Genomic DNA, 19,989 nt, shown 5'->3' with positions numbered 1-19,989 from the left:
CACGTGGAACTCTTTTATATGTTATTTAAAATTTTTAAAAATTCATTTTCTTTAGAGCGCATTATTTGCTTCTCTTCATCAGTTTTATCTCGATATTTCATATAGTGCAAAACACCATGAATAATTACTCGGTGCAATTCATTTTCAAAAGAAGTATGAAATTCTTTAGCGTTTTCTTTTACTCTTTCTACAGAAATAAAAATATCGCCACCAACCAATTTACCCAAGGTATAGTCAAAGCTAATAATATCGGTTAAGGTATCGTGTTGTAAAAACTCCATATTGAGCTTATGTAAATAAGCATCGTCACAAAAAATATAGTTGATTTCTCCTAACTCAAAACCTTCTTTTTCGATACATTGTTGTATCCATTCAGAAGTGTTTTCTTCATTGTTTAATTGAAACTCAATTTCGTAATTAAATGTAATCATTACAACTTGTTTGTTTGAAAAATGAAACCTTGTTGCTTACGAGAATAACTAATAAACCTAAAACTATTTTTTAAAAAACAACTGGATTCATATTTAAAATCTTTAATTTCTTCTAGTTTTTCAATGTACTTTTTTTTGTCTATTTCTTTATACATCGTTTCTGGTAATTCTTCATTCAATAAGTTTCCTTCACTATCGAGTAATATTTCAAAATAACGTTTTTCTTCAGCGAATGTATAGGTGTTAAAATAGATGTCGTTTGGTTGCGAAGGACCAAAACCACTAGGAATAGTACGCATCATATTTTGTTGTTGCCACATCATAAATTGTTGATGATGCCACCACCAATTGTAGTGATACGAATAATCAATATTTACATAATCAACTCTGACTTTTATTTTATTATTCTTTGTTGGATTTGCTGTAATGGTTGTTTTGTGTTTGTTTTTACCAGCTTGTTTTAAAAATGCTGTTACACCAGCAAATGCATCATTTCCTTTAATTTTTGATGATAAACTATCATCTACATTAATAAGCTTACTTTTATTTGTTGTAATATGGTGTATTTTAATACTTCCCGTTTTTTTATCATTTCCAAATTGGTAAATTTTACTATCAAAATAAAAGGAAGTAAATTTTTTGTAAATTCCATCTGCTTTTTTATTGGTAAACGTTTTGATTTTTGAAGGAATAAAATCTTTTTCATCAAGTGGAACTGTTACTACATTTGTTATATTATCAGATGTACTTTCTTTGGTGAAAATAAGATGATTTTCATCAAAATACACTCGGAAATTGGCAGTAGAACCATTGGCAATAAATTCATTTGTTTTAATGGCTTCTAATTTATTTTCGTTAAAAAAAGTAGAGTAATCATCATTTTTTTTACGAAATGTATACGTGAATTTTTTTGGTTGATTAATTCCAATAAATTGAGAAATAGTTATTTCTTCTTTCGTTTTGTATATTAAAATAGATCTATCATTTTCTCTTATAGAAGAAAGATAATCTTCATGTACAAAGGGGGTTTCCTGCTTGATTTCTTTAGTGTTTAGGTTTATATCTACTCTCCTTATGTATTCTTTATTCTTTTCTTTATAACTCAGCAATAAGGAAAGGATTCCTTGTTTTTTGTGAAAGGAAATAAGACTATATTTTTCCACACTTTCAAAAGGTTGTAGCTCGGTAATGGTTTTGCCATCATAAATAAAAGAATGTACAGTGTTTTTTCTATTTTGTTTATTCTTTGAAAAAATAAGATGGAAAGATTCTTTCTCTGATAAATCTCCAGAAAACGTATCTTCTACTTTAAAGTGCTTTGGTAAGGTAACCAAATTACGAACTGTATTTGCATAGCTCATAGATACAAACAGAAAAAAGAATGAAAATTTTAAAAGTAAATTCATTTAATAATAAATTAAAAAGAGTTAATAGGTAATTAATTATTTATCCTTCGGAAGGCTAAAATACTCTTGCACCTTCTTCTTGTAATTTTGGCGCAAAGGTAGTGATTGTCTGTTTAATATCTCTGTTTGGTTATAAAACAACTTTTTAAATTTCAATTCTTTAGCTGTATTGTTATCAAACTCTTGTAAATTGGTGTTCGATTTACGTTGTTTATCTTTATTTTGTTCAAAAGTAGCATTGTCTAATTTTAGCAATTCATAGTTTAATTGCTGCATTCTATTTATACTTTCTTGTGTAAAACCTTTTTCTAAAATTTCATTTTCTAATTGTTCCATTTCTTTTAATGCCTTTTTAGCGTTACCATTGCTATCGTTTCCTTGCTTAATAGCATCTTCAAGTTGTTGTCTTAATTGTGATTGTTCTTTGTAAATTTCATACAATTCACCATCTAAATCATCATTCTGTTCTCCATTTTGTCCTTCCTTTTCGCCTTTCTTTTGTCCTTCTTTACCCTCTTTTCCGTCTTGTGGCTTTCCTTGATCTTTCTTTTGCTTTCCTTGCTTCATCTTTTCCATCAATTCATTTTGTTGTTGAATAATATCTGGCAAACTAAAAGACTTCCCCTTCCCCTTCCCATTTCCTTTGCCTGGTGTTGGATTTTTCATAGCATCTAAAGAATCACTTAACATGTCTGCTAATGTATTTGCAGAAGTCATTACATATTGTTGATTAGACAAACCATTTTGAAAATAATTATCGGCAAAGTTTTCTAAAGACTGGTCCAAATTATAATGTGCTTGTGCCAGTTCATCTTGAATTGTTGAAGAGATACTAGGAATACGCATTGAAAGCACAAACAAACTGTCATCTATGTGCTCAAAATAGGTTTTGAGTTGATATTGCTTTTGTAAGTTTTTTCCAAAGTCAGGATGCGATGAATCTGAAGAAGAAAAATCATTCATTAAGGCCTCTTGGTCAAAAGAAAAGATGATTAGATTCTCTAATATTTGACGTAATCCCTCCATATTTTCCTCTTCCATTTCAGCACTCATCGATTGCATAGATTCCTGCATTTTTTGACTCATTTCCTGCATTTTTTTAGCAGCTTCTTTTTGTTTTTTCTTAGCTTTAGCAGCATTGTTTTTCTCTAGGTTTTCTTCTGCTTTATTCAGTTCTTCTTGGGCTTGCTTTTCTAAATTTTCCATAGAAGGTATTTCCATGGGCTGTTTCAATTCTTCGTTATCTTTCTTTAAATTATCTAAGTCTTTTTTTACTTTTTGAAACTCTTTATTAATTTCTTGCTGTTCTTCTTTACTCGATTCTTTATTACTTAGCTCTTCTTGTTTTTTAGATAATTCATCAAGTTTGTTTGCCAACTGATTCATTTTCTGCTCGACATAAAAACGCTTCGTCATTTCTAAAATACGCTCTAAACTACGTTCTTGTTGTTTGTTTTGTTCTGCTAACTCTTTGGTTTTTTTAATTAACTCTTCTTTATTTAGTTTGTCTGCCAACTTCATTAATTCATCTAGCAATTTTTGTTGTTTTTCTAATTTTTTAAGTTCCTCAATACGTTTTTTAAGGTTCTCTTTTTTCTGTTCTAGAGTTTCATTTTCTTCTTTTTTTTCTGAAAAATTCTCTTGTAATTTTTGTGTCTGACGTTGCATCATTTGTTGGTACTGCTCTTGACGCTTTATTAAATTCTGAATTTTCTTCTGGTCATTCCAATTCACATTCTTTTTATTTTGTAAATTGAATTGAATTTTTTCTAAGTCCTTTTTACTTTTTTGTTGTTCGTCTAACGAATTGGTAATATTTTCAATATAGTTTTTTTGCTCTTGTAATAACTCCTCTTCTATTTCTTCTTCTGTTTTTTCTCGATAGCTAAATTTTCTACTCATAGCTTTTTTACTACCATTCACCAAATCATTATCATATACCTGAAAGTACATTTCATAATCTACACCTTCTTTTAGGTTTAAGTTTCCGGGAAATTCAAAATAAAAAGTCTGAATGCTTTCTTTATTTATTTTAATTAACTGATTATCAGTTTTTTGAATATTATTTTTATCGTAATAAACCAATTCTAATTTCTTAAAACCATAATCATCAGCAATTTGACCTACAAACTGTGCGTTACCACGAGAAATACTATCAATGTTAGAATTTACTCTAATGCTTGGGTATTCATCTTTGGTTACGGTTATAGAAAACTGAAGTTGTTCGTAATCTGTAAGATTTTTATTAGAGGTAGTTATTTGATAATTGGTATTGTTTATCAAACGTTTTGTAAACTCAAACTCATTGTTCTCTTTTTGTTTAAAAATGGTTCTTTTGTCTTTTTCAACAAAGCTAACGGTATCGGTTTCAGAAGTTTTAACATTCCATGTTACCATTGTTCCTTGTGGAACATGTAAGTTTCCTGTGTTATTAATTGTTTCAGAAGCTTTTCGTATGTATGACGGATACGTTAAAAGCAGTGAAATATTTTGAATAGATGGGGTATTGATTACAGCTATTTTATAGGTATCAGATTCAATTCCGTTGGCACTAGCATAAAAAGTAATGGGGTTTTGAACCTCAGAAAACGTATACGAGAACAAGCCATTTCCTTCATTTTCTAAAAAATATTGTTGCTTATTAAAATGAATCTTCGCTTCTTGAGGTATTACCTCTCCTTCGGTTTGTAAATACACTGTAATATCTTTTCCTTTAATAACACGCAAATCTTTAACTGTTAAATTAAAATAAAAAGGTGCTGGAGGGTTGTATGCAACCGAGTGGTTTACCACACGATTAAAACTCTGTGAAAGCTTCTCTGAAGCACCAGTAAAAAAGGAAATTAGCCAAATAAAAACAGGAATTAATACATATTTTAAGTATTTTTTATTCCCAGTAAAATCAATAGCTTTATTAAATGAAACAGGGTGTAATTCTTTCGATTTTTGCTCAATACTCGCCGCTAATAAATCTGATTGTTGATTATTTTGTTGTAATTGTAAAACATTTAATAATTTGTCTTGTACCTCAGGAAAGTGATTTCCAATAATTTTTGAGGCTTCTTCAAAGGAAATACCTTTTTGTAAACCGACAATTTTAAAAATAGGAAAACAAATAAAGCGGAAAAGCAAAAACAATTCAACAATAATAAACAACCAAAAAAGCACCGTTCTAGCCGTTGGTTTTAGCCACAAAAAATATTCGATAAATAGCGTAAAAAATAGATATATCAACCCTAACGAAACAAATAAAATGCTTCCTTTTATCAATTCATTCACGTAAAACTTTGTACTGAACTGTTGTAGTTTTTGTTGTATTTTATTAAAATCTTCCATATTCAAGTATAAAAATACGTGTTTTATAAAGAAATATTAGTTAAAGAGTTGTTTAAACCTTTATATTTCCTTCATAAACGCTCATAAACCGAGCATTTTATAGAAAAAATAAGGTTTTTCCATACTTTTTGTATGGTAAAAAAGGCATTTAATTTTCAAAGTTGAATTATTTTACAAAAACTAATTTTAAAAACATTAAATTATGCTACAAAACATTTCAAACTTAGGAACTTTGCTCGATAAAATAGCACAAAAAAATATTCAAGGTGGTTTCTTCTCTGGAAGCAGCGAATGTGATCTTACAGGCTGTCATGAAAGTTATCCAGGAGGCAACGGATATATTGGTTTTGGAGAAGGTAACCCGTGTGCATTCGATACACCTACAGGTGTAAGTTGTGTAGGAGTTATACACGATGATAAATGTTGTATAAGCTAAAGCAAAGCAGAAAAATGGATTCGAGCAGTATTTAATTAAATGCTGCTTTTTTTGTGAAGTGTAACTAAAAAAGGGATGTTAAATAACGTCAAGATAGCTTCGTAATGTAAATTTGATATGCTATATGCTTTCAATTTATTGAAGATCAATAATTTATTATCAAAAAACTGTTAAGTGTTTTACATAAAAAAAGAACCAAAACGTCTGTTTTGGTTCTTTTAAGTTTTTTTAAAATTAATGTTTATTGAAAATCAGCATCAGAAACCCCTTCGTTTATTTTGATTTCTTTTGTGATAAATTCCAACTCCATAGGTCCCATTTTCTGAGTCATTTTATGAGGAAATTTAACTCCATTTACCTCTTTGTAATCTGAAAATACAATAGGTAACGTCATTTCTCCTTGAGGTCCTTTAGCTTTTGTTACTTCTTTTACTTTTAATCCAGATTTTGCATCATAGAAAATTTCTTTTTCTCCAAACTTAATAACATAAGTATTGTTACCGTCAATAGGTTCAATTCTATCTAAAGTTCCAGTTTTATAGGCTTTGTCAGTAAAAGGATAGGATTCTTTTTTTACTTTTTCTAATTCCTCACCTGACAATTCTTTCTTTTGTCCTTGTCCTTCTGCATAGCCTTTGGTTCCGTCAAAAACCATTTTTTGCATCACGTTACCCATCATCGATACGGTTGTAGATGACTTGTTAGGGGCAGCAGATTTTTGAACTAAATTCAACTTCATTCCTTGAACTTCAGCTTCAGAAGTAAACATTACAGAGTTTATACTTGCTATTTTATCCTTTCCTCCAATCGCTTCAAAATAGTTATCTACAACAGTTGCAGCTGTTACACCATCGGGAATAGGTAAACTCATGGATGGCTTTTCAGTAGGGTTTCCGTTTTTGTCAAAATAGTTGATTTTATAATCAGCTGTATTTTCTAAGTTCTTTAAAACATCAATCCCTTTACCTGTAATGATAATACGAGCCTTATCTGCATTAAAATATTTAATCGCTGCGTTTTGTACATCGTCTAAGGTTACTGCATTAATATTTTTTAAGTAGTTTTTATAGTAATCAGCAGGTAAGTTGTTTGTTAAGATGTTTAAAGCATAAGAGGCTACTGTTTCAGGCTTTTCAACATTGCGAACAAAACTTCCAATGTATTTAGCCTTTGCAATATCTAATTCTTCTTGGGTTGCTTTTTGGTAGCGAATTTTGTTTATTTCTTTCATCGCTTCAACCATTGCGCTATCGGTAACCATATTTCTTACCGATGCCGATGCTTTAAAACGAGAAGCGTATCTACTTGATCCAATTCCCGAGTATGCACCATAGGTATATCCTTTATCTTCACGAAGGTTTTTATAGAGTCTACCTGTACCACCTCCACCAAGAATTTGGTTGGCTAATAATGCTGCATAATAATCTTTATCGTTCATTTTTAAATCTACTGCATTAATGATAGATAATTCAGATTGAACAGCATTAGGCATGTCGATAAAATTAATTTCTGTAGTTGAAGGGTTTTCAACTTTTGGTAGTTTTTGAACAATTAAATCACTTTTTTTCCATGCTCCAAATAAGTTTTCAACTTGTGATTTAATTTCGTTAAAGTTTACGTCGCCAATGATAACTAAGTAAGCATTATTTGGTTTATATGTTTCATTGTATAGGTCTTTAACATCTTGTAACGTAACATTTTTTAATGTTTCTTCAGTAGTAAATTCTCCAAAAGGGTGATTTTTTCCATACGTTAACGCATTCTCAACTCTACTAGCAATGGCTTTAACATTTTTAGCATCATTTTTAATTTCGTCAAGAAACTGCTTCACTTGCTTGTCAAACTCTTCTTGAGTAAACACAGGATTAAAAGCCGCATCAGCCATTAATCCTAATACTTTTGGGAAGTACTTTGATAAAGAACTAGCTCTTGCTCCTTCGTTCCAAAAAGAGATGTTGGCTCCTAAAAAGTCAACTTCTTCATCAAACGTTGCTTTTGGGGTATTTGTCGATCCTGTTCCAAGCATTCCGCTTAATAAGCCCTCAACTCCTTTTTTATTTCCATAAGACATTGGTGGGTTATCAATAGTTAATGTAGCAGATGCTCTTGGTAATTTATGATTTTCAACCACTAAAACTTGCAATCCGTTTGGTAAGGCAAACTTTTTAGGAGTTCCTAAGTTAATTTTAGGAGCTGGACCTGGTTTTGGTTGTTGGCTTCTATCAATCTGTGCTGAAACAGTTAATGATAGAAATACTATTGTTATAATTGAAAATATTTTCGTTTTCATTAAAATTCAGTTTAGATGATTATTTCTTTTTTGGTAAATATTCGATAACAACACGACGGTTTTTAGCCAAATATTTTTTAGCTACCGCTCTGATTTCTTCTTTGGTTATAGAGTTGATAACGTCCAACTCTTTGTTAATTTGGTTTGTGTCTCCAACTAACATATAATTTCTTGCTAATGAGTTGGCAATACCTTGTGCGCTAGAGTTTGAAGCAACAAATTGGTTTTCAAATTTATTACGAACTTTTTGTAGGTCTCTATCTGAAATTAACTCTGTTTGTAATTTTTCAATTTCTTCGTCCATTTCTTTAATTAAATCGTCTAACGACGTTTTCCCTAAAGGAATAGCTCCAATATTATATACACTATGTTCTTCTAAATTACGAGCAAAAGAAAATACTTGTAATGCCTTTTTCTTATCGTCAACTAATTTTTTGTACAATCTAGAACTTTTACCATTGCTTAAAATAGTAGAAATTACATCTAAAACTTTAGAGTCTCTTTCTTTCATTGAAGGAGTTTTGTGCGCTAATAAAATAGCTGGTAACTGAATGTTAGAATCGTACTCTTTTACACGTTTTTCTTGAGTTCTTTCGGGTTCTACTACGTTGTCTCTTTTAGAAAGGGTTCTTGCAGGAATTGATTCAAAGTAGTCTTTTATTAATTTTTTAGTTGATTTTTTTTCAAAATCACCTGCCACTACAAGTACGGCATTGTTAGGCATATACCATTTTTTGTAAAAATCTTGAAATTCTGCTAAAGTAGCAGCATCTAAATCTTCGATATAACCAATCATTGGTCTTCCGTAGTTGTGTTTGTCGAAAATATGGTTGTATACATCTCCGTAAATAATTTTTCCATAAGGAGCATTGTCCATACGTTGGCGTTTCTCTTCTTTTACAACTTCATTTTGTGTGTCGACAGCTTTTTGGTCGATAATTGGATGTAATAATCGTTCAGACTCCATCCATAAACCTAATTGTAAATTATTAGAAGGAAATGTTTCGTAGTAATAGGTTCTATCCCAGTTCGTATTTGCATTTCCGGTTCCTCCATTGGCAGCTTGAATTTTACTCCATTCACCACGACCAATATTTTCAGTTCCAGTAAATAGTAAGTGTTCATAAAAATGTGCCATTCCTGTTTTACCAGTTTCTTCATCTTTCGATCCTACATGGTACATTACCCCAACAGTAACTACAGGAGCAGAATTGTCTTGGTGCAAAATAACATGCATACCGTTGCTTAAATCGTACTCTTCAAATTCAACTTTTTGCGCATTAGCCGAAAGGCCTACTAATAAAGCTGAAGCTAGAGTGATAACTCTTTTTCTCATTGGTTGATTGAAATTTAATTTTTAATGATTTTCATGTATTTGACGTGAAGTTATACTAATTGTTACAATTGAAATAGTAAAAAAAAATCTTTTTTGGGTTAAAAGAGTAATTTTCTGAGGAATACATTTTTTTTTGATGTAAAAAATGTATATTTGCACCCGCATTTTCAGTAAGAAAGTGCCAATTTAAGTATAAACGCAAAACAAATAGTATGTACGCAATCGTAGAGATAGCAGGGCAGCAATTTAAAGTAGCAAAAGACCAAAAAGTATACGTACACCGTTTACAAGAGGCAGAAGGATCAGAAGTAACTTTTGATAATGTAATGCTAATTGAAGATGAGGGTAATGTAACTATTGGCGCCCCAGCTATAGAAGGTGCAGGAGTAACTGCAAAGATTTTAGGTCACTTAAAAGGTGATAAAGTAATCGTTTTCAAGAAAAAGAGAAGAAAAGGTTACAAAAAGAAAAATGGACACAGACAGTATTTAACTGAAATCCAAATCGAAGGAATTACAACTTCAGGTGCTAAAAAGGCAAAAGAATCAACTAAAAAAGAAGCTCCTAAAGCTGAAAAAGTTGAGGTAAAAGAAGAGTCGAAGGATTTAAGTTCAATGACTGTAGCTGAATTAAAAGCATTGGCTAAAGAAAGAGGTATCACAGGATACACTTCTTTAAAGAAAGCAGAATTAATTGAAGCATTAAGTAAATAATAACTTTAAAAACTTACAAAGATGGCTCATAAGAAAGGTGTCGGTAGTTCGAAAAACGGTCGTGAATCGGAATCGAAACGATTAGGAGTAAAGATTTTTGGAGGACAAGCTGCTATTGCAGGTAACATTATTGTTCGTCAAAGAGGAACGCAACACAACCCAGGTGAAAATGTTTATATGGGTAAAGATCATACTTTACATGCGAAAGTAGATGGTGTTGTAAAATTCCAAAAGAAAAGAGATAACAAATCATACGTTTCTGTAACTCCATTTGAGGCTTAAGAAACTAACTGATTCGATAAAATTTAAAGCTCAAACCTACATGGTTTGAGCTTTTTTTATTTCTATAAAAATAAAGAAGCCTTAGATTTTATATAAAAAAACACCACTCTATGTTCTAGAGTGGTGTTTCATAACTTAATATCATTATTGATTAATCCCCCAATTTATCAATATGATTCCCCTTGTGTATTACACCACAAATATGAAACAAAAAACCCTTTTCAATAGTGAGATATGTATAACTGGTTCATTTTTTTGTGTAAATGGTAAAAATTTATGTTTGTTGAGTGTTTTTCGCTTTTTTTTAAACTAAATCAATATTCAATCATATTTTATTTTTAAGATATTATCTGTTACATTTGGTGTAAATGTATATAAAATGTTAAAAGCAGTTATCGTTGACGATGAACCGAAAGCAATACAAGGACTTTCTTGGGAACTTTCAACTTTTAGTGATGATATAGAAATCATAGAAACCTTTACCGAGGCAGAAAAGGCGATTAAATATATTAACGAAAACATCATTGATTGTCTTTTTTTAGACATAGAAATGCCAACGATGGATGGTTTTCAGTTATTAGAAAAATTACAGCATAAAGATTTTGCTATAATCATTACAACTGCATACAATGAATATGCAATTAAGGCACTTAAAAATCAAGCAATAGATTATCTTTTAAAGCCTATTGATTCAGATGATTTAAAAGAAACCATACAAAGGGTTAAAGAATATCATAACAAAGACAATACAGAGAAGGTAGAAAAAATCTTGTCGAGCTTTAATAAAAAATTTAATAGACGAAAAATTACAATTAGTACCGACGGAAAATTAGTTTTCTTGTCTCAAGAAGAGATTTTATTTGTCGAGTCAGATGGTAACTATTCAACAATAGTTACCACAGGTTCTAATAAAAAAATAGTAGTAACTAAAAAATTAAAGGAAATTGATTCTTTACTTCCTGACGACCATTTTTTTAGAATACACAATTCCTTCATTATTAATTTAAATAAAATTAAAGAATTTTTAAAGTCTGATGGCTACGTGGTGCTAGAAAACAACCATAAAATTCCAGTATCGAGACAAAGAAAATCAGATTTTTTAGAAAAACTTTAAACTCATAGCATGAAACAACTTGTAGTAATAACTATTTTCTTTTATGCAGTATTTTCTTGTTATGCACAAGAAGATAAGACAAGTATAAATAGTTTGATTTATGAAGCAAAAAAGAAGAAAATAGAAAATTATTATGAGCTGTGTCGTTTTTTTAAATTCGGAAAATTAGAGAAAGAAGAAATAAATCTTTTTTTAGAAGAAAGTAAAAAAAACAAATTCGAACCTGCGCAAATTTATGCTTATAACTTATTAGGTAGGCATTACAGAAACAACTCTTTATTTGATAAATCTATTGATAATTATTTAAAGGCTCTAGAACTGTCAAGAAAAATCAAAGATATTAACGCAGAAATAGTTACCCTAAACCAAATAGGAGTTGTATATCGAAGACAAGACAAAATTAGAAGTGCTTTGAACTACCATCAAATGGCACTAGAATTAGCCGATAAAATTAAGTTTCCTGACATTGATACTAAAATAAGCATAAGTATATCAAACAATAGCATTGGTAATATTTACTTGGCTCTTAAGCAATATCAGCTAGCATTAGAAAAGTTTAAAAAATCAATTCTAATACAAAAAAAAACAGGCGATAAAAGAGGCTTAGCCATTAACTATCAAAACATGGGCTTAGCCTTTCAAAACTTGGGAGATATTGATGCTGCGCTAGAGCATTACAAAAAATCTTTACAATATAACATAGAGACTAATTCAAGTATAGGAAAAGTTATTTGCCATAACAGTATTGCTAATGTATTGTTGTTACAAGGTAAGTATCATAAAGCTTACAACTATATAAGTGAAGTACTGCCCCTTTCAGAAAAAATAGGAGATCAGTATTACACTTCCGATGTATATATTACGTTTGGTAATGTACAATTGAAATTAGATAGCTTAGATAAAGCAAAAAAATATTTAGAAAAAGGCTTAGAGGTAGCTACAAAACATAAAATTCCATCAGAAGTTAACCAATCTAACTTGTATTTGTCTCAGCTGTACGAGAAAAAAAGGATTACGAGAAAGCGTATAACTTTTATAAGAAAGCTATTGAAGGAGAACGTAAAACGTTTAATAACAAAAACATATCTTATGTAAATAACCTTATTAATAAATACGATAATGAGGTAAGTAGAAACAAAATAAAAAGCTTAGCAAAAGAAAACGAAATAGCCAAGTTAAAACTCTTACGAAATAGAAACATATTAATCATAGCATTGGTTTCTATAGCGTTATTAGGGGTATTACTGTATTCTATTTACAGGCAACGTTTGTTGAATAATGAAAAGAAAATATTATTGTTAGAACAAGAAGCATTACGAATTCAAATGAATCCGCACTTTGTATTTAATGCTTTAAACTCTATTAAACTTTATATTATTAACAATGAGCAGAGAAATGCAGTATATTATTTAAACAAGTTCTCTAAATTAATTCGGAGTATTTTAGAATCGTCAACAGTAAAAGAGGTAACTTTAAGTGAAGAGTTAAAAACCATGAATCTTTACATGAGCATTGAAAATATTCGATTATCGAATGAGGTTAATTATGTAGAAGAAGTAGACCCTAGTATTAATGTAGAAAGAATAAAGGTACCGCCTCTAATCTTACAACCTTTTTTAGAAAATTCTATTTGGCACGGACTTTCATCAAAAAAAGGAGAAAAAGAAGTTTTAGTAAAAGTCACAAAAATAGCAGATGAATTTATACAAATTGATATTGTTGATAATGGAATTGGTAGAGATGCTGCTATGAAAATTAGAAAAAACAAATCACTGAACCGTAAGTCTATAGGTATAAATTTAACGAAAGAAAGATTACGAAACTTTGCCAATCAGTATGCAAATAATTATTCATTAATTTACACAGATATAATTGACGAAGAAGGAAACCCGAAAGGAACCAAAGTGTCGTTGAAAATCCCGATACTTTAAAAATCAAATCGCAACTGTACCCAAACAGGCGCTTTTCTTTCGGTATTCAAATTACTAAATGAAATTCCTAATAAGCGAACAGAATTATTAAGAGTATCTTGGTACAATAACTCTTTTACGATAGGATAAAAGTCTTTTTTTAGTTGAAGATAGCGGTTGGTAGTTTTACTACGAGTTTGTTGCGTAAAATCGCTGTATTTAATTTTTAAGGTTACTGTTTTTCCTTTGGTGTTCGATTTTTTCATGCGACGCTCTAATTCATCAGCAATTTTATCAAGTCGCTCTAACATAAAAACCTCAGAAGATAAATTTTCTCTAAAGGTAGTTTCGGCAGCAATCGATTTTCGAATACGATTTGGTTTTACTGAAGAATTATGAATACCTCGAACAATATGGTAATAATGCACCCCAGACTTTCCAAATAATTTAGAAAGCTCTTCTAATGATTTTTGCTTTAAATCTAATCCAGTAAAAATACCTAGATTATGCATTTTAGCAGCGGTTACCTTACCTACTCCATAAAACTTATTTACAGGGAGTTGTTCTAAAAACTCAAGAACTTCTTCTGGGTTAATTGTTTTCTGTCCGTTTGGTTTGTTAATATCAGAAGCAACTTTAGCAATAAATTTATTAATAGATATTCCTGCCGAAGCGCGTAACTCTAACTCCTCCCATATTCGCTGGCGAATCTCTTGAGCAATCATACTAGCTGATGGATTTGCTTTTTTGTTTTCAGTAACATCCAAATATGCTTCATCCAACGATAAAGGTTCTACCAAATCTGTATATTCATAAAAAATCTTTCTAATTTTAGCAGAAATTTCCTTGTAACGGTCAAATCTTGGCGGAACAAATATAATATGCGGGCATTTTTGTTTTGCCAGCACACCACTCATGGCAGAACGCACTCCAAATTTTCTAGCTTCGTAACTAGCAGCAGAAACAACTCCTCGTACCTCACTACCACCTACAGCAACGGGTTTTCCTCGTAACTCTGGATTATCCAACTGCTCAACCGACGCATAAAAAGCATCCATATCAACATGAATAATTTTACGAAAAGGAGGCTGTAACTGCATGTAAAAGTGTTTTTTATAAAAAGCAACAAGTACTAAAAACGTTTTAGCTAAAGATGATTCAATGAAAATAATTACAAAAGTAAATAGGATTTCAATATAAAAATACAATTTTTAAACCATCCTACTTTATTAAGTGTAAGGTGAAGTAAAAACAACACTTTACAAACGACTATTGCCAAATAGGTAATTTTTACAAAAAGAACATAATTTTGGTTTGATATTCTAGTGTGCAATCTTAACTTTTTAACAATTATGATATGCTTCCTAAGACGTAAATAACGTATTTTATTTTCAATATTAAGTCACCACCTTAAATCGCTAAAACTATAAATATAATAGAGTAGATGAATTTGTTAGAATTTATCATTGCTATTACGTTTTAGTAAAAATAAATCGGAATTATTTTGTTATTATTATGAAATATTCTAAAAAACAACACGTTATATGAAAAAATGACAAAAGTCATAAATCAAATTCTTTGTTTCATACTATCTTTACATATCTAAAAACAGAAGCATTATGTATGTTATGCTAGCCATATTAATCATTACAATAGCCCTATTTATTTGGGGTAAATATTCACCCGATATGGTGGCTTTATTATCTATGATTAGCTTGTATGTTTGGGGTGTTTTAGATGCCAAAGAAACGCTAAGTGGTTTTAGCAACCCTACGGTGGTTATGATTGCCGCTTTATTTATTATTGGGGAAGGCCTTTCACAAACAGGATGGACAGCACAAGCAGGTAAAAAATTTGTGCAATGGTCTGGAAATAGCGTTTCTAAATTATTAATGATTATTACTGCAGGATCTGGAGTTTTGTCAGGATTTGTGAGTAATACAGGAACGGTAGCAACACTACTTCCTGTAACCATTTCTTCTGCTTGGAAAATGGGTGTTTTTCCATCACAATTATTAATGCCAGTAGCTTTTGGTTCTAACACAGGCGGACTATTGACTTTAACAGGAACACCACCAAACATTATTGTTAGCAATGCTTTAGAAGAAACGGGTCTTGAGGGTTTTTCATTCTTTGAGTTCGGATTAATTGGTTTACCTTTGCTCATCATTACCCTTGTTTATTTTAGATTTTTTGGAAAAAAACTCTTACCTAAAAATCACACCAATAACAAACCTGTAGATATTGCTTCTACCATTCATAATTGGATTGAAGCTTACAAAATTGAAGATAACTATTACCGCTTGCGTATCCGTTCCTTGTCACCTTTAATCAATACCACTTTTGCCGATTGGGATTTTGAACGTGAATATAATGTACAAGTTATCCGATTAAAAAGAAGACACCCTAATCGATTTAAAGGAACGGAACCATTTATTGAGTTTCCAACGCCAGAAACCGATTTACGCTATCACGATATCATTACAATAAAAGGTGAAACGGATGCTGTAAACCGATTGATGATTCACTTTAGATTAGGCTTATTACCCTTAGAACCCATTACGGACGAGTTAAAACACAACCTTATCAATCAAGAGGTAGGAATGACTGAGATGTTGGTTACACCAAAATCATTTTTAGTGGGTAGAAAAATTAGATTAGGTAATTACTTTAAACGCTTTGGGGTACAATTATTAGCTGCCTCAAGAAACAACAAGCCCTATTTAGAACCAGAAATTGAAGTAAAGGCAGGTGATGGTTTTATCATTCGAGGTACTTGGGAAAGTATAGATGGATTAAAAAAGCAGCACGAAAACCTAGTAATTGTAGGTAGTCCAGAAGGAATGGCTAAAGATGTAGAGAACTTAACCACAAAATCGTATATAAGTTTAGGAGCTTTACTATTGATGATTGGTCTGTTGTTATTTAAAATTGTTCCTGGTTCTATAGCAGCTTTGATAGCCGCAGGTATTGTAGTTTTAACAGGTTGCATACCAGCATCTAAAGCCTATAAAGCGGTAAGTTGGAGCAGCGTAATTATGATTGCTGCCATGATACCTATGGGAGTAGCCCTTCAAAAAACAGGAACGGCACAAATGATTGCGAGTAACCTAGTTACGTACTTAGGTCAGGCAAACCCTGTCTTACTTTTGGGAGGTATCTTTGTGCTAACCACAGCCTTTAGTCAGGTTATCAATAACTCGGCAACAGCGGTCTTGATGGCGCCTATAGCAATCATAGCTGCTCGAACCTTACAAATTTCTCCAGAACCCTTTATGATTGTAGTTGCTATTAGTGCCTCCACGGCGTTTTTAACCCCTGTGGGCACGACAACAAATGCTATGGTTATGAGTGCAGGAGGATACAAATTTATAGACTATTTAAAGGTAGGAGCACCCTTGTTATTTATTTTTTTAGTAGTAACCCTACTACTAGTTCCTATAATATGGCCATTTTAAAAAATTATAATAAACCACAAATTAATTAAACATGAAAAATACAATTGTTCCAAAGAATGGAAATTTAGAGAAGTATGGATTAAAAGATGTTACTGCACATTGGAATCTTTCTCCAGAAGAATTACAACGCATTACTCTTGAAAAAGGTATGGGTAAAGAAACTAAAAATGGTACTTTAGCCATTAATACAGGTAAATTTACTGGACGTTCGCCACAAGATCGTTTTTTAGTGAAAGACGATTATACTAAAGATAAAGTTTGGTGGGGAAAAGTGAACAAACCCGTTTCACCAGAAAATTTTGATAAATTACAAACTGCAATTGAAGACTATCTTTCTGGTAAAGAAATCTTTGTAAGAGATGGTTACGTTTGTGCAGATCCAAAATACAGACTTAACGTAAGAACAGTAACAGAGTACCCTTGGTCTAATATGTTTATTTACAACATGTTCTTACGTCCTGAAGAATCAGAATTAGAAAACTTTGATGAAGACTGGTTAATTCTTTGTGCGCCTGGTTATGTATGTCCAGATCCAGAAGGTCATGGAATCCGCCAAGGTAACTTTTCTATATTGAACTTTACTAAAAAAGTAGCTTTAGTAGGTGGTTCTGCTTACACAGGAGAGATGAAAAAAGGTATTTTCTCTGCCCTAAACATGATTTTACCTACCGACAAAAACGTGTTACCAATGCACTGTTCTGCTAACGTTGGTGAAGATGGTGATACTGCTATTTTCTTTGGATTATCAGGAACTGGAAAAACAACCTTATCTGCCGACCCAGACAGAAAATTAATTGGTGATGACGAGCATGGTTGGACTTCAGAAGACGTAATCTTTAACTTTGAAGGAGGTTGTTACGCTAAGGTTATTGACCTAACAGAAGAAAAAGAACCAGACATCTTTAGAGCTATTAAGCCTGGTGCCATCTTAGAAAATGTTATTTTTAATGAAGATAATGAGGTTGACTTTGAAGATGCAAGCATCACACAAAATACACGTGTAAGCTATCCTATTTATCACATCGATAACATTCAGCAACCGTCTTATGCAGACAATCCTAAGAACATCTTCTTCTTAACTTGTGATGCATTTGGTGTATTGCCTCCGGTTTCTAAATTAACACCAGGACAAGCGGCTTACCATTTTATTTCTGGTTATACTGCTAAAGTGGCAGGTACAGAGGCTGGTATTACCGAACCAGTACCATCATTCTCAGCATGTTTTGGTGCGCCATTTATGCCATTACATCCAACAGTATATGCTGAAATGTTAAGCAAAAAAATGCAAGAAGCTGGGGTTAATGTATGGTTAATTAATACAGGATGGTCTGGCGGACCTTACGGTGTTGGTTCTAGAATTAAGCTTAAATACACCAGAGCAATGATTAGTGCTATCTTGGAAGGAAAATTGGAAGATGTTGAATTTGAACAGCACCCTATTTTTGGATTGTTCATGCCAAAATACTGTCCTAATGTTCCAACTGAAATGTTAGATCCAATGAATACTTGGTTACAAAAAGGAGCCTACATTAGTAAAGCGATTAACTTAGCACACTCGTTCCACTTAAACTTCGAGAAGTTTGCAAACCAAGCTTCAGAAGAAATTATGGAAGGTGGTCCGTTAATTGATGAACACCATCACTTAGACGATCATATGTAACAGGATGTTTAAATTTTAAGTAATAGAAAGGGAGCTAAAAAACAAGCTCCTTTTCTCTTTTTAGAATGTTAAATATTACTCTTAGTTAAGGCCTATGATAATAATGGTTGAACCTAAAAAGATGAAATCCCAGTGGGTTGTCTTAAACATTGCATTTGAATAAACAATACCAAGGGAACTGAAAAACACTTTTTTAACTAAACAAATCGATTATAGAAAACTAAATCTAGAAATTCTTTTGATAGATAATTTCTAAACATATTCGATATAAAAGCGTTTAAAACATTAAAATTAAAAAGTATCATAGTAGCGTTGATTTTAATGTTTTTACCTGTAGAATCCATTTAAATGCGTCATTCCTACCAGAGGGAGGAACCTCTTTGAAACAAGTAACTCATAATATTAAGATGCCGCATCACACAGACTTCCCGATATCGACATGAGACACTATTGATTTTTAGTGAACCCAATTTGATGTTTTATCCAGAAATCAAGTTAAAAAGTTACTATATTGCTTAACTAAGATTGCTAAACCTAATTAAAAACAGCCATCGCATTGCTACATTGCTACATTAACTCATTAACCCTCCTCGATTGCAACCACAAATAAAATTGTAGCCCAAATAAAAGAGCACCCGATAATAAGTGTACCGCTTGTGTTCCTAATGGGAATTCAGCATAATACATTAAAATACCTGTAATGGTTTCTAAGAAAATTAAAGCAACAATCCAGTTTACCAGTTTATACCCCAAGTTTTTCACCTGATTTAGGTACAGTAGCCCTAAGTTAACCAATACAATAGCAATAGTAAATGAGCGATGTATATAAAATTTTAAATTCGGATCCATTAAACTATACTGTTTGTTTTCAAAGCCGTGTAGTTTTACTTGCTCATCAATAAATTGACGTACTTGCGTGCCTAAAGCAATTTGTATTAGTGAAAATATAGCTGAAAGAATCACTAATTTACTAAATAATGAATTGTATGTATAAAATGCTTTCTTTTGGTCAGAGACGATGTAAAGTAACCATAATAGTAGTGCAATAATCACCAAACCACCCACCATGTGAATGGTGATGACAGTTGGTTTCAAATTAGAATCTACCACGATTTTACCTAGCCAAGCTTCTAATAATAGTAAAAAGAAAGCTCCGAACGATAACAGCGTAATTTGTTTGTTTTCTTTCCAAAATTTAAGTGAGATAACAATTAAAAATAGAAACGGAATTCCAGCTAATACTGAAGCCAATCGGTTGATGTATTCCGTCCACGTATGATATTTGTTAAATTTGGCATAGTCGTGTTTTGTATACTTTTTCCAGTTGGCGATATTAAATTCTTGAGTCGTTTTTATATCATTTTCCGCAACAAATAAGGCCTCATCTTTTACGATAATCATTCCTTCTTTATATTCAGAATTAGGCTGCCAAGTAATTTGTTCTTCCGAAGTAGGCGGAATGATGTATCCAAAACATTTTGGCCAGTCAGGGCATCCCATTCCCGACCCTGTCATACGAACAACAGAACCCGCTAAAAAAATAACATATACAGCAATTAACGAGATTTTTACAATAAGAGGAAAGTGTTTTTTCATCTAGTTTCAAAGTTTAGGCAA

General features: G+C 31.7%; 15 protein-coding genes. 8 read left to right on the top strand and 7 right to left on the bottom strand.

Annotation, left to right across the window (positions count from 1 at the left end):
• Positions 1 to 14 precede the first annotated feature (14 nt).
• Genes ybeY through P8625_RS10985 form a run of 3 tightly spaced genes read right to left on the bottom strand, consistent with a single transcriptional unit; the run spans position 15 to position 5,173 of the window.
• Positions 15 to 431 (bottom strand): rRNA maturation RNase YbeY, encoded by a 417-nt coding sequence (gene ybeY, locus P8625_RS10995; protein ID WP_279650510.1) that lies wholly within the window; start codon positions 429 to 431, stop codon positions 15 to 17.
• Positions 431 to 1,837: a hypothetical protein gene (locus P8625_RS10990; RefSeq protein ID WP_279650509.1), complete on the bottom strand. Its 1,407-nt coding sequence runs from the start codon at positions 1,835 to 1,837 to the stop codon at positions 431 to 433. The genes ybeY and P8625_RS10990 overlap by 1 nt, the downstream gene beginning before the upstream one ends.
• Positions 1,838 to 1,873: 36 nt before the next feature.
• Complete coding sequence (locus P8625_RS10985; RefSeq protein ID WP_279650508.1) at positions 1,874 to 5,173, bottom strand: DUF4175 family protein; 3,300 nt, start codon at positions 5,171 to 5,173, stop codon at positions 1,874 to 1,876.
• A 202-nt stretch (positions 5,174 to 5,375) separates the two neighbouring features.
• Here P8625_RS10985 and P8625_RS10980 point away from each other — a divergent pair, with 202 nt between their 5' ends.
• The gene (locus P8625_RS10980; protein WP_279650507.1) at positions 5,376 to 5,609 is read left to right on the top strand and encodes a hypothetical protein; all 234 of its coding nucleotides are present in this window, start codon (positions 5,376 to 5,378) and stop codon (positions 5,607 to 5,609) included.
• A 241-nt stretch (positions 5,610 to 5,850) separates the two neighbouring features.
• On the opposite strand, the gene P8625_RS10975 is transcribed toward P8625_RS10980, so the two are convergent.
• Both P8625_RS10975 and P8625_RS10970 read right to left on the bottom strand, forming a co-directional pair.
• On the bottom strand, positions 5,851 to 7,899 hold the full coding sequence (locus tag P8625_RS10975) for an insulinase family protein (RefSeq protein ID WP_279650506.1): 2,049 nt from the start codon (positions 7,897 to 7,899) through the stop codon (positions 5,851 to 5,853).
• A gap of 19 nt (positions 7,900 to 7,918) precedes the next feature.
• A complete protein-coding gene (locus P8625_RS10970) occupies positions 7,919 to 9,235 on the bottom strand; it encodes a M16 family metallopeptidase (RefSeq protein ID WP_279650505.1) in 1,317 nt (438 codons plus the stop codon).
• A 212-nt stretch (positions 9,236 to 9,447) separates the two neighbouring features.
• Here P8625_RS10970 and rplU point away from each other — a divergent pair, with 212 nt between their 5' ends.
• From rplU to P8625_RS10945, 5 genes are all read left to right on the top strand, one after another.
• The gene (gene rplU, locus P8625_RS10965; RefSeq protein WP_279650504.1) at positions 9,448 to 9,948 is read left to right on the top strand and encodes a 50S ribosomal protein L21; all 501 of its coding nucleotides are present in this window, start codon (positions 9,448 to 9,450) and stop codon (positions 9,946 to 9,948) included.
• Positions 9,949 to 9,969: 21 nt separating this feature from the next.
• Entirely contained in the window at positions 9,970 to 10,230 is a 261-nt protein-coding gene (gene rpmA / locus P8625_RS10960; RefSeq protein WP_028891690.1) for a 50S ribosomal protein L27, read from the top strand.
• 379 nt (positions 10,231 to 10,609) lie between these two features.
• Entirely contained in the window at positions 10,610 to 11,344 is a 735-nt protein-coding gene (locus P8625_RS10955) for a LytR/AlgR family response regulator transcription factor (protein ID WP_279650500.1), read from the top strand.
• Positions 11,345 to 11,353: 9 nt separating this feature from the next.
• Complete coding sequence (locus P8625_RS10950; protein ID WP_279650499.1) at positions 11,354 to 12,439, top strand: tetratricopeptide repeat protein; 1,086 nt, start codon at positions 11,354 to 11,356, stop codon at positions 12,437 to 12,439.
• 119 nt (positions 12,440 to 12,558) lie between these two features.
• On the top strand, positions 12,559 to 13,275 hold the full coding sequence (locus P8625_RS10945; RefSeq protein WP_279650498.1) for a sensor histidine kinase: 717 nt from the start codon (positions 12,559 to 12,561) through the stop codon (positions 13,273 to 13,275).
• Here the strand turns inward: P8625_RS10945 and dinB are convergent.
• Positions 13,272 to 14,354: a DNA polymerase IV gene (gene dinB / locus P8625_RS10940; protein ID WP_279650497.1), complete on the bottom strand. Its 1,083-nt coding sequence runs from the start codon at positions 14,352 to 14,354 to the stop codon at positions 13,272 to 13,274. The genes P8625_RS10945 and dinB overlap by 4 nt on opposite strands.
• Positions 14,355 to 14,873: 519 nt before the next feature.
• Here dinB and P8625_RS10935 point away from each other — a divergent pair.
• On the top strand, positions 14,874 to 16,712 hold the full coding sequence (locus P8625_RS10935; protein WP_279650496.1) for an SLC13 family permease: 1,839 nt from the start codon (positions 14,874 to 14,876) through the stop codon (positions 16,710 to 16,712).
• A gap of 31 nt (positions 16,713 to 16,743) precedes the next feature.
• Complete coding sequence (gene pckA / locus P8625_RS10930) at positions 16,744 to 18,372, top strand: phosphoenolpyruvate carboxykinase (ATP) (protein ID WP_279650495.1); 1,629 nt, start codon at positions 16,744 to 16,746, stop codon at positions 18,370 to 18,372.
• A gap of 567 nt (positions 18,373 to 18,939) precedes the next feature.
• Here the strand turns inward: pckA and P8625_RS10925 are convergent.
• Complete coding sequence (locus tag P8625_RS10925; protein ID WP_279650494.1) at positions 18,940 to 19,968, bottom strand: COX15/CtaA family protein; 1,029 nt, start codon at positions 19,966 to 19,968, stop codon at positions 18,940 to 18,942.
• Positions 19,969 to 19,989 lie beyond the last annotated feature (21 nt).

The sequence above is a fragment of the Tenacibaculum tangerinum genome, from assembly GCF_029853675.1.
Taxonomy (GTDB): Bacteria; Bacteroidota; Bacteroidia; order Flavobacteriales; family Flavobacteriaceae; genus Polaribacter; species Polaribacter tangerinum_A.
This window is presented reverse-complemented; position numbering and strand designations above follow the sequence as displayed.

Bases quoted from the DNA above. Each gene is read 5' to 3' on its own strand.
- ybeY (WP_279650510.1), bottom strand. From the start codon at position 431: ATGATTACATTTAATTACGAAATTGAGTTTCAATTAAACAATGAAGAA.
- P8625_RS10990 (WP_279650509.1), bottom strand. From the start codon at position 1,837: ATGAATTTACTTTTAAAATTTTCATTCTTTTTTCTGTTTGTATCTATG.
- P8625_RS10985 (WP_279650508.1), bottom strand. From the start codon at position 5,173: ATGGAAGATTTTAATAAAATACAACAAAAACTACAACAGTTCAGTACA.
- P8625_RS10980 (WP_279650507.1), top strand. From the start codon at position 5,376: ATGCTACAAAACATTTCAAACTTAGGAACTTTGCTCGATAAAATAGCA.
- P8625_RS10975 (WP_279650506.1), bottom strand. From the start codon at position 7,899: ATGAAAACGAAAATATTTTCAATTATAACAATAGTATTTCTATCATTA.
- P8625_RS10970 (WP_279650505.1), bottom strand. From the start codon at position 9,235: ATGAGAAAAAGAGTTATCACTCTAGCTTCAGCTTTATTAGTAGGCCTT.
- rplU (WP_279650504.1), top strand. From the start codon at position 9,448: ATGTACGCAATCGTAGAGATAGCAGGGCAGCAATTTAAAGTAGCAAAA.
- rpmA (WP_028891690.1), top strand. From the start codon at position 9,970: ATGGCTCATAAGAAAGGTGTCGGTAGTTCGAAAAACGGTCGTGAATCG.
- P8625_RS10955 (WP_279650500.1), top strand. From the start codon at position 10,610: ATGTTAAAAGCAGTTATCGTTGACGATGAACCGAAAGCAATACAAGGA.
- P8625_RS10950 (WP_279650499.1), top strand. From the start codon at position 11,354: ATGAAACAACTTGTAGTAATAACTATTTTCTTTTATGCAGTATTTTCT.
- dinB (WP_279650497.1), bottom strand. From the start codon at position 14,354: ATGCAGTTACAGCCTCCTTTTCGTAAAATTATTCATGTTGATATGGAT.
- P8625_RS10935 (WP_279650496.1), top strand. From the start codon at position 14,874: ATGTATGTTATGCTAGCCATATTAATCATTACAATAGCCCTATTTATT.
- pckA (WP_279650495.1), top strand. From the start codon at position 16,744: ATGAAAAATACAATTGTTCCAAAGAATGGAAATTTAGAGAAGTATGGA.
- P8625_RS10925 (WP_279650494.1), bottom strand. From the start codon at position 19,968: ATGAAAAAACACTTTCCTCTTATTGTAAAAATCTCGTTAATTGCTGTA.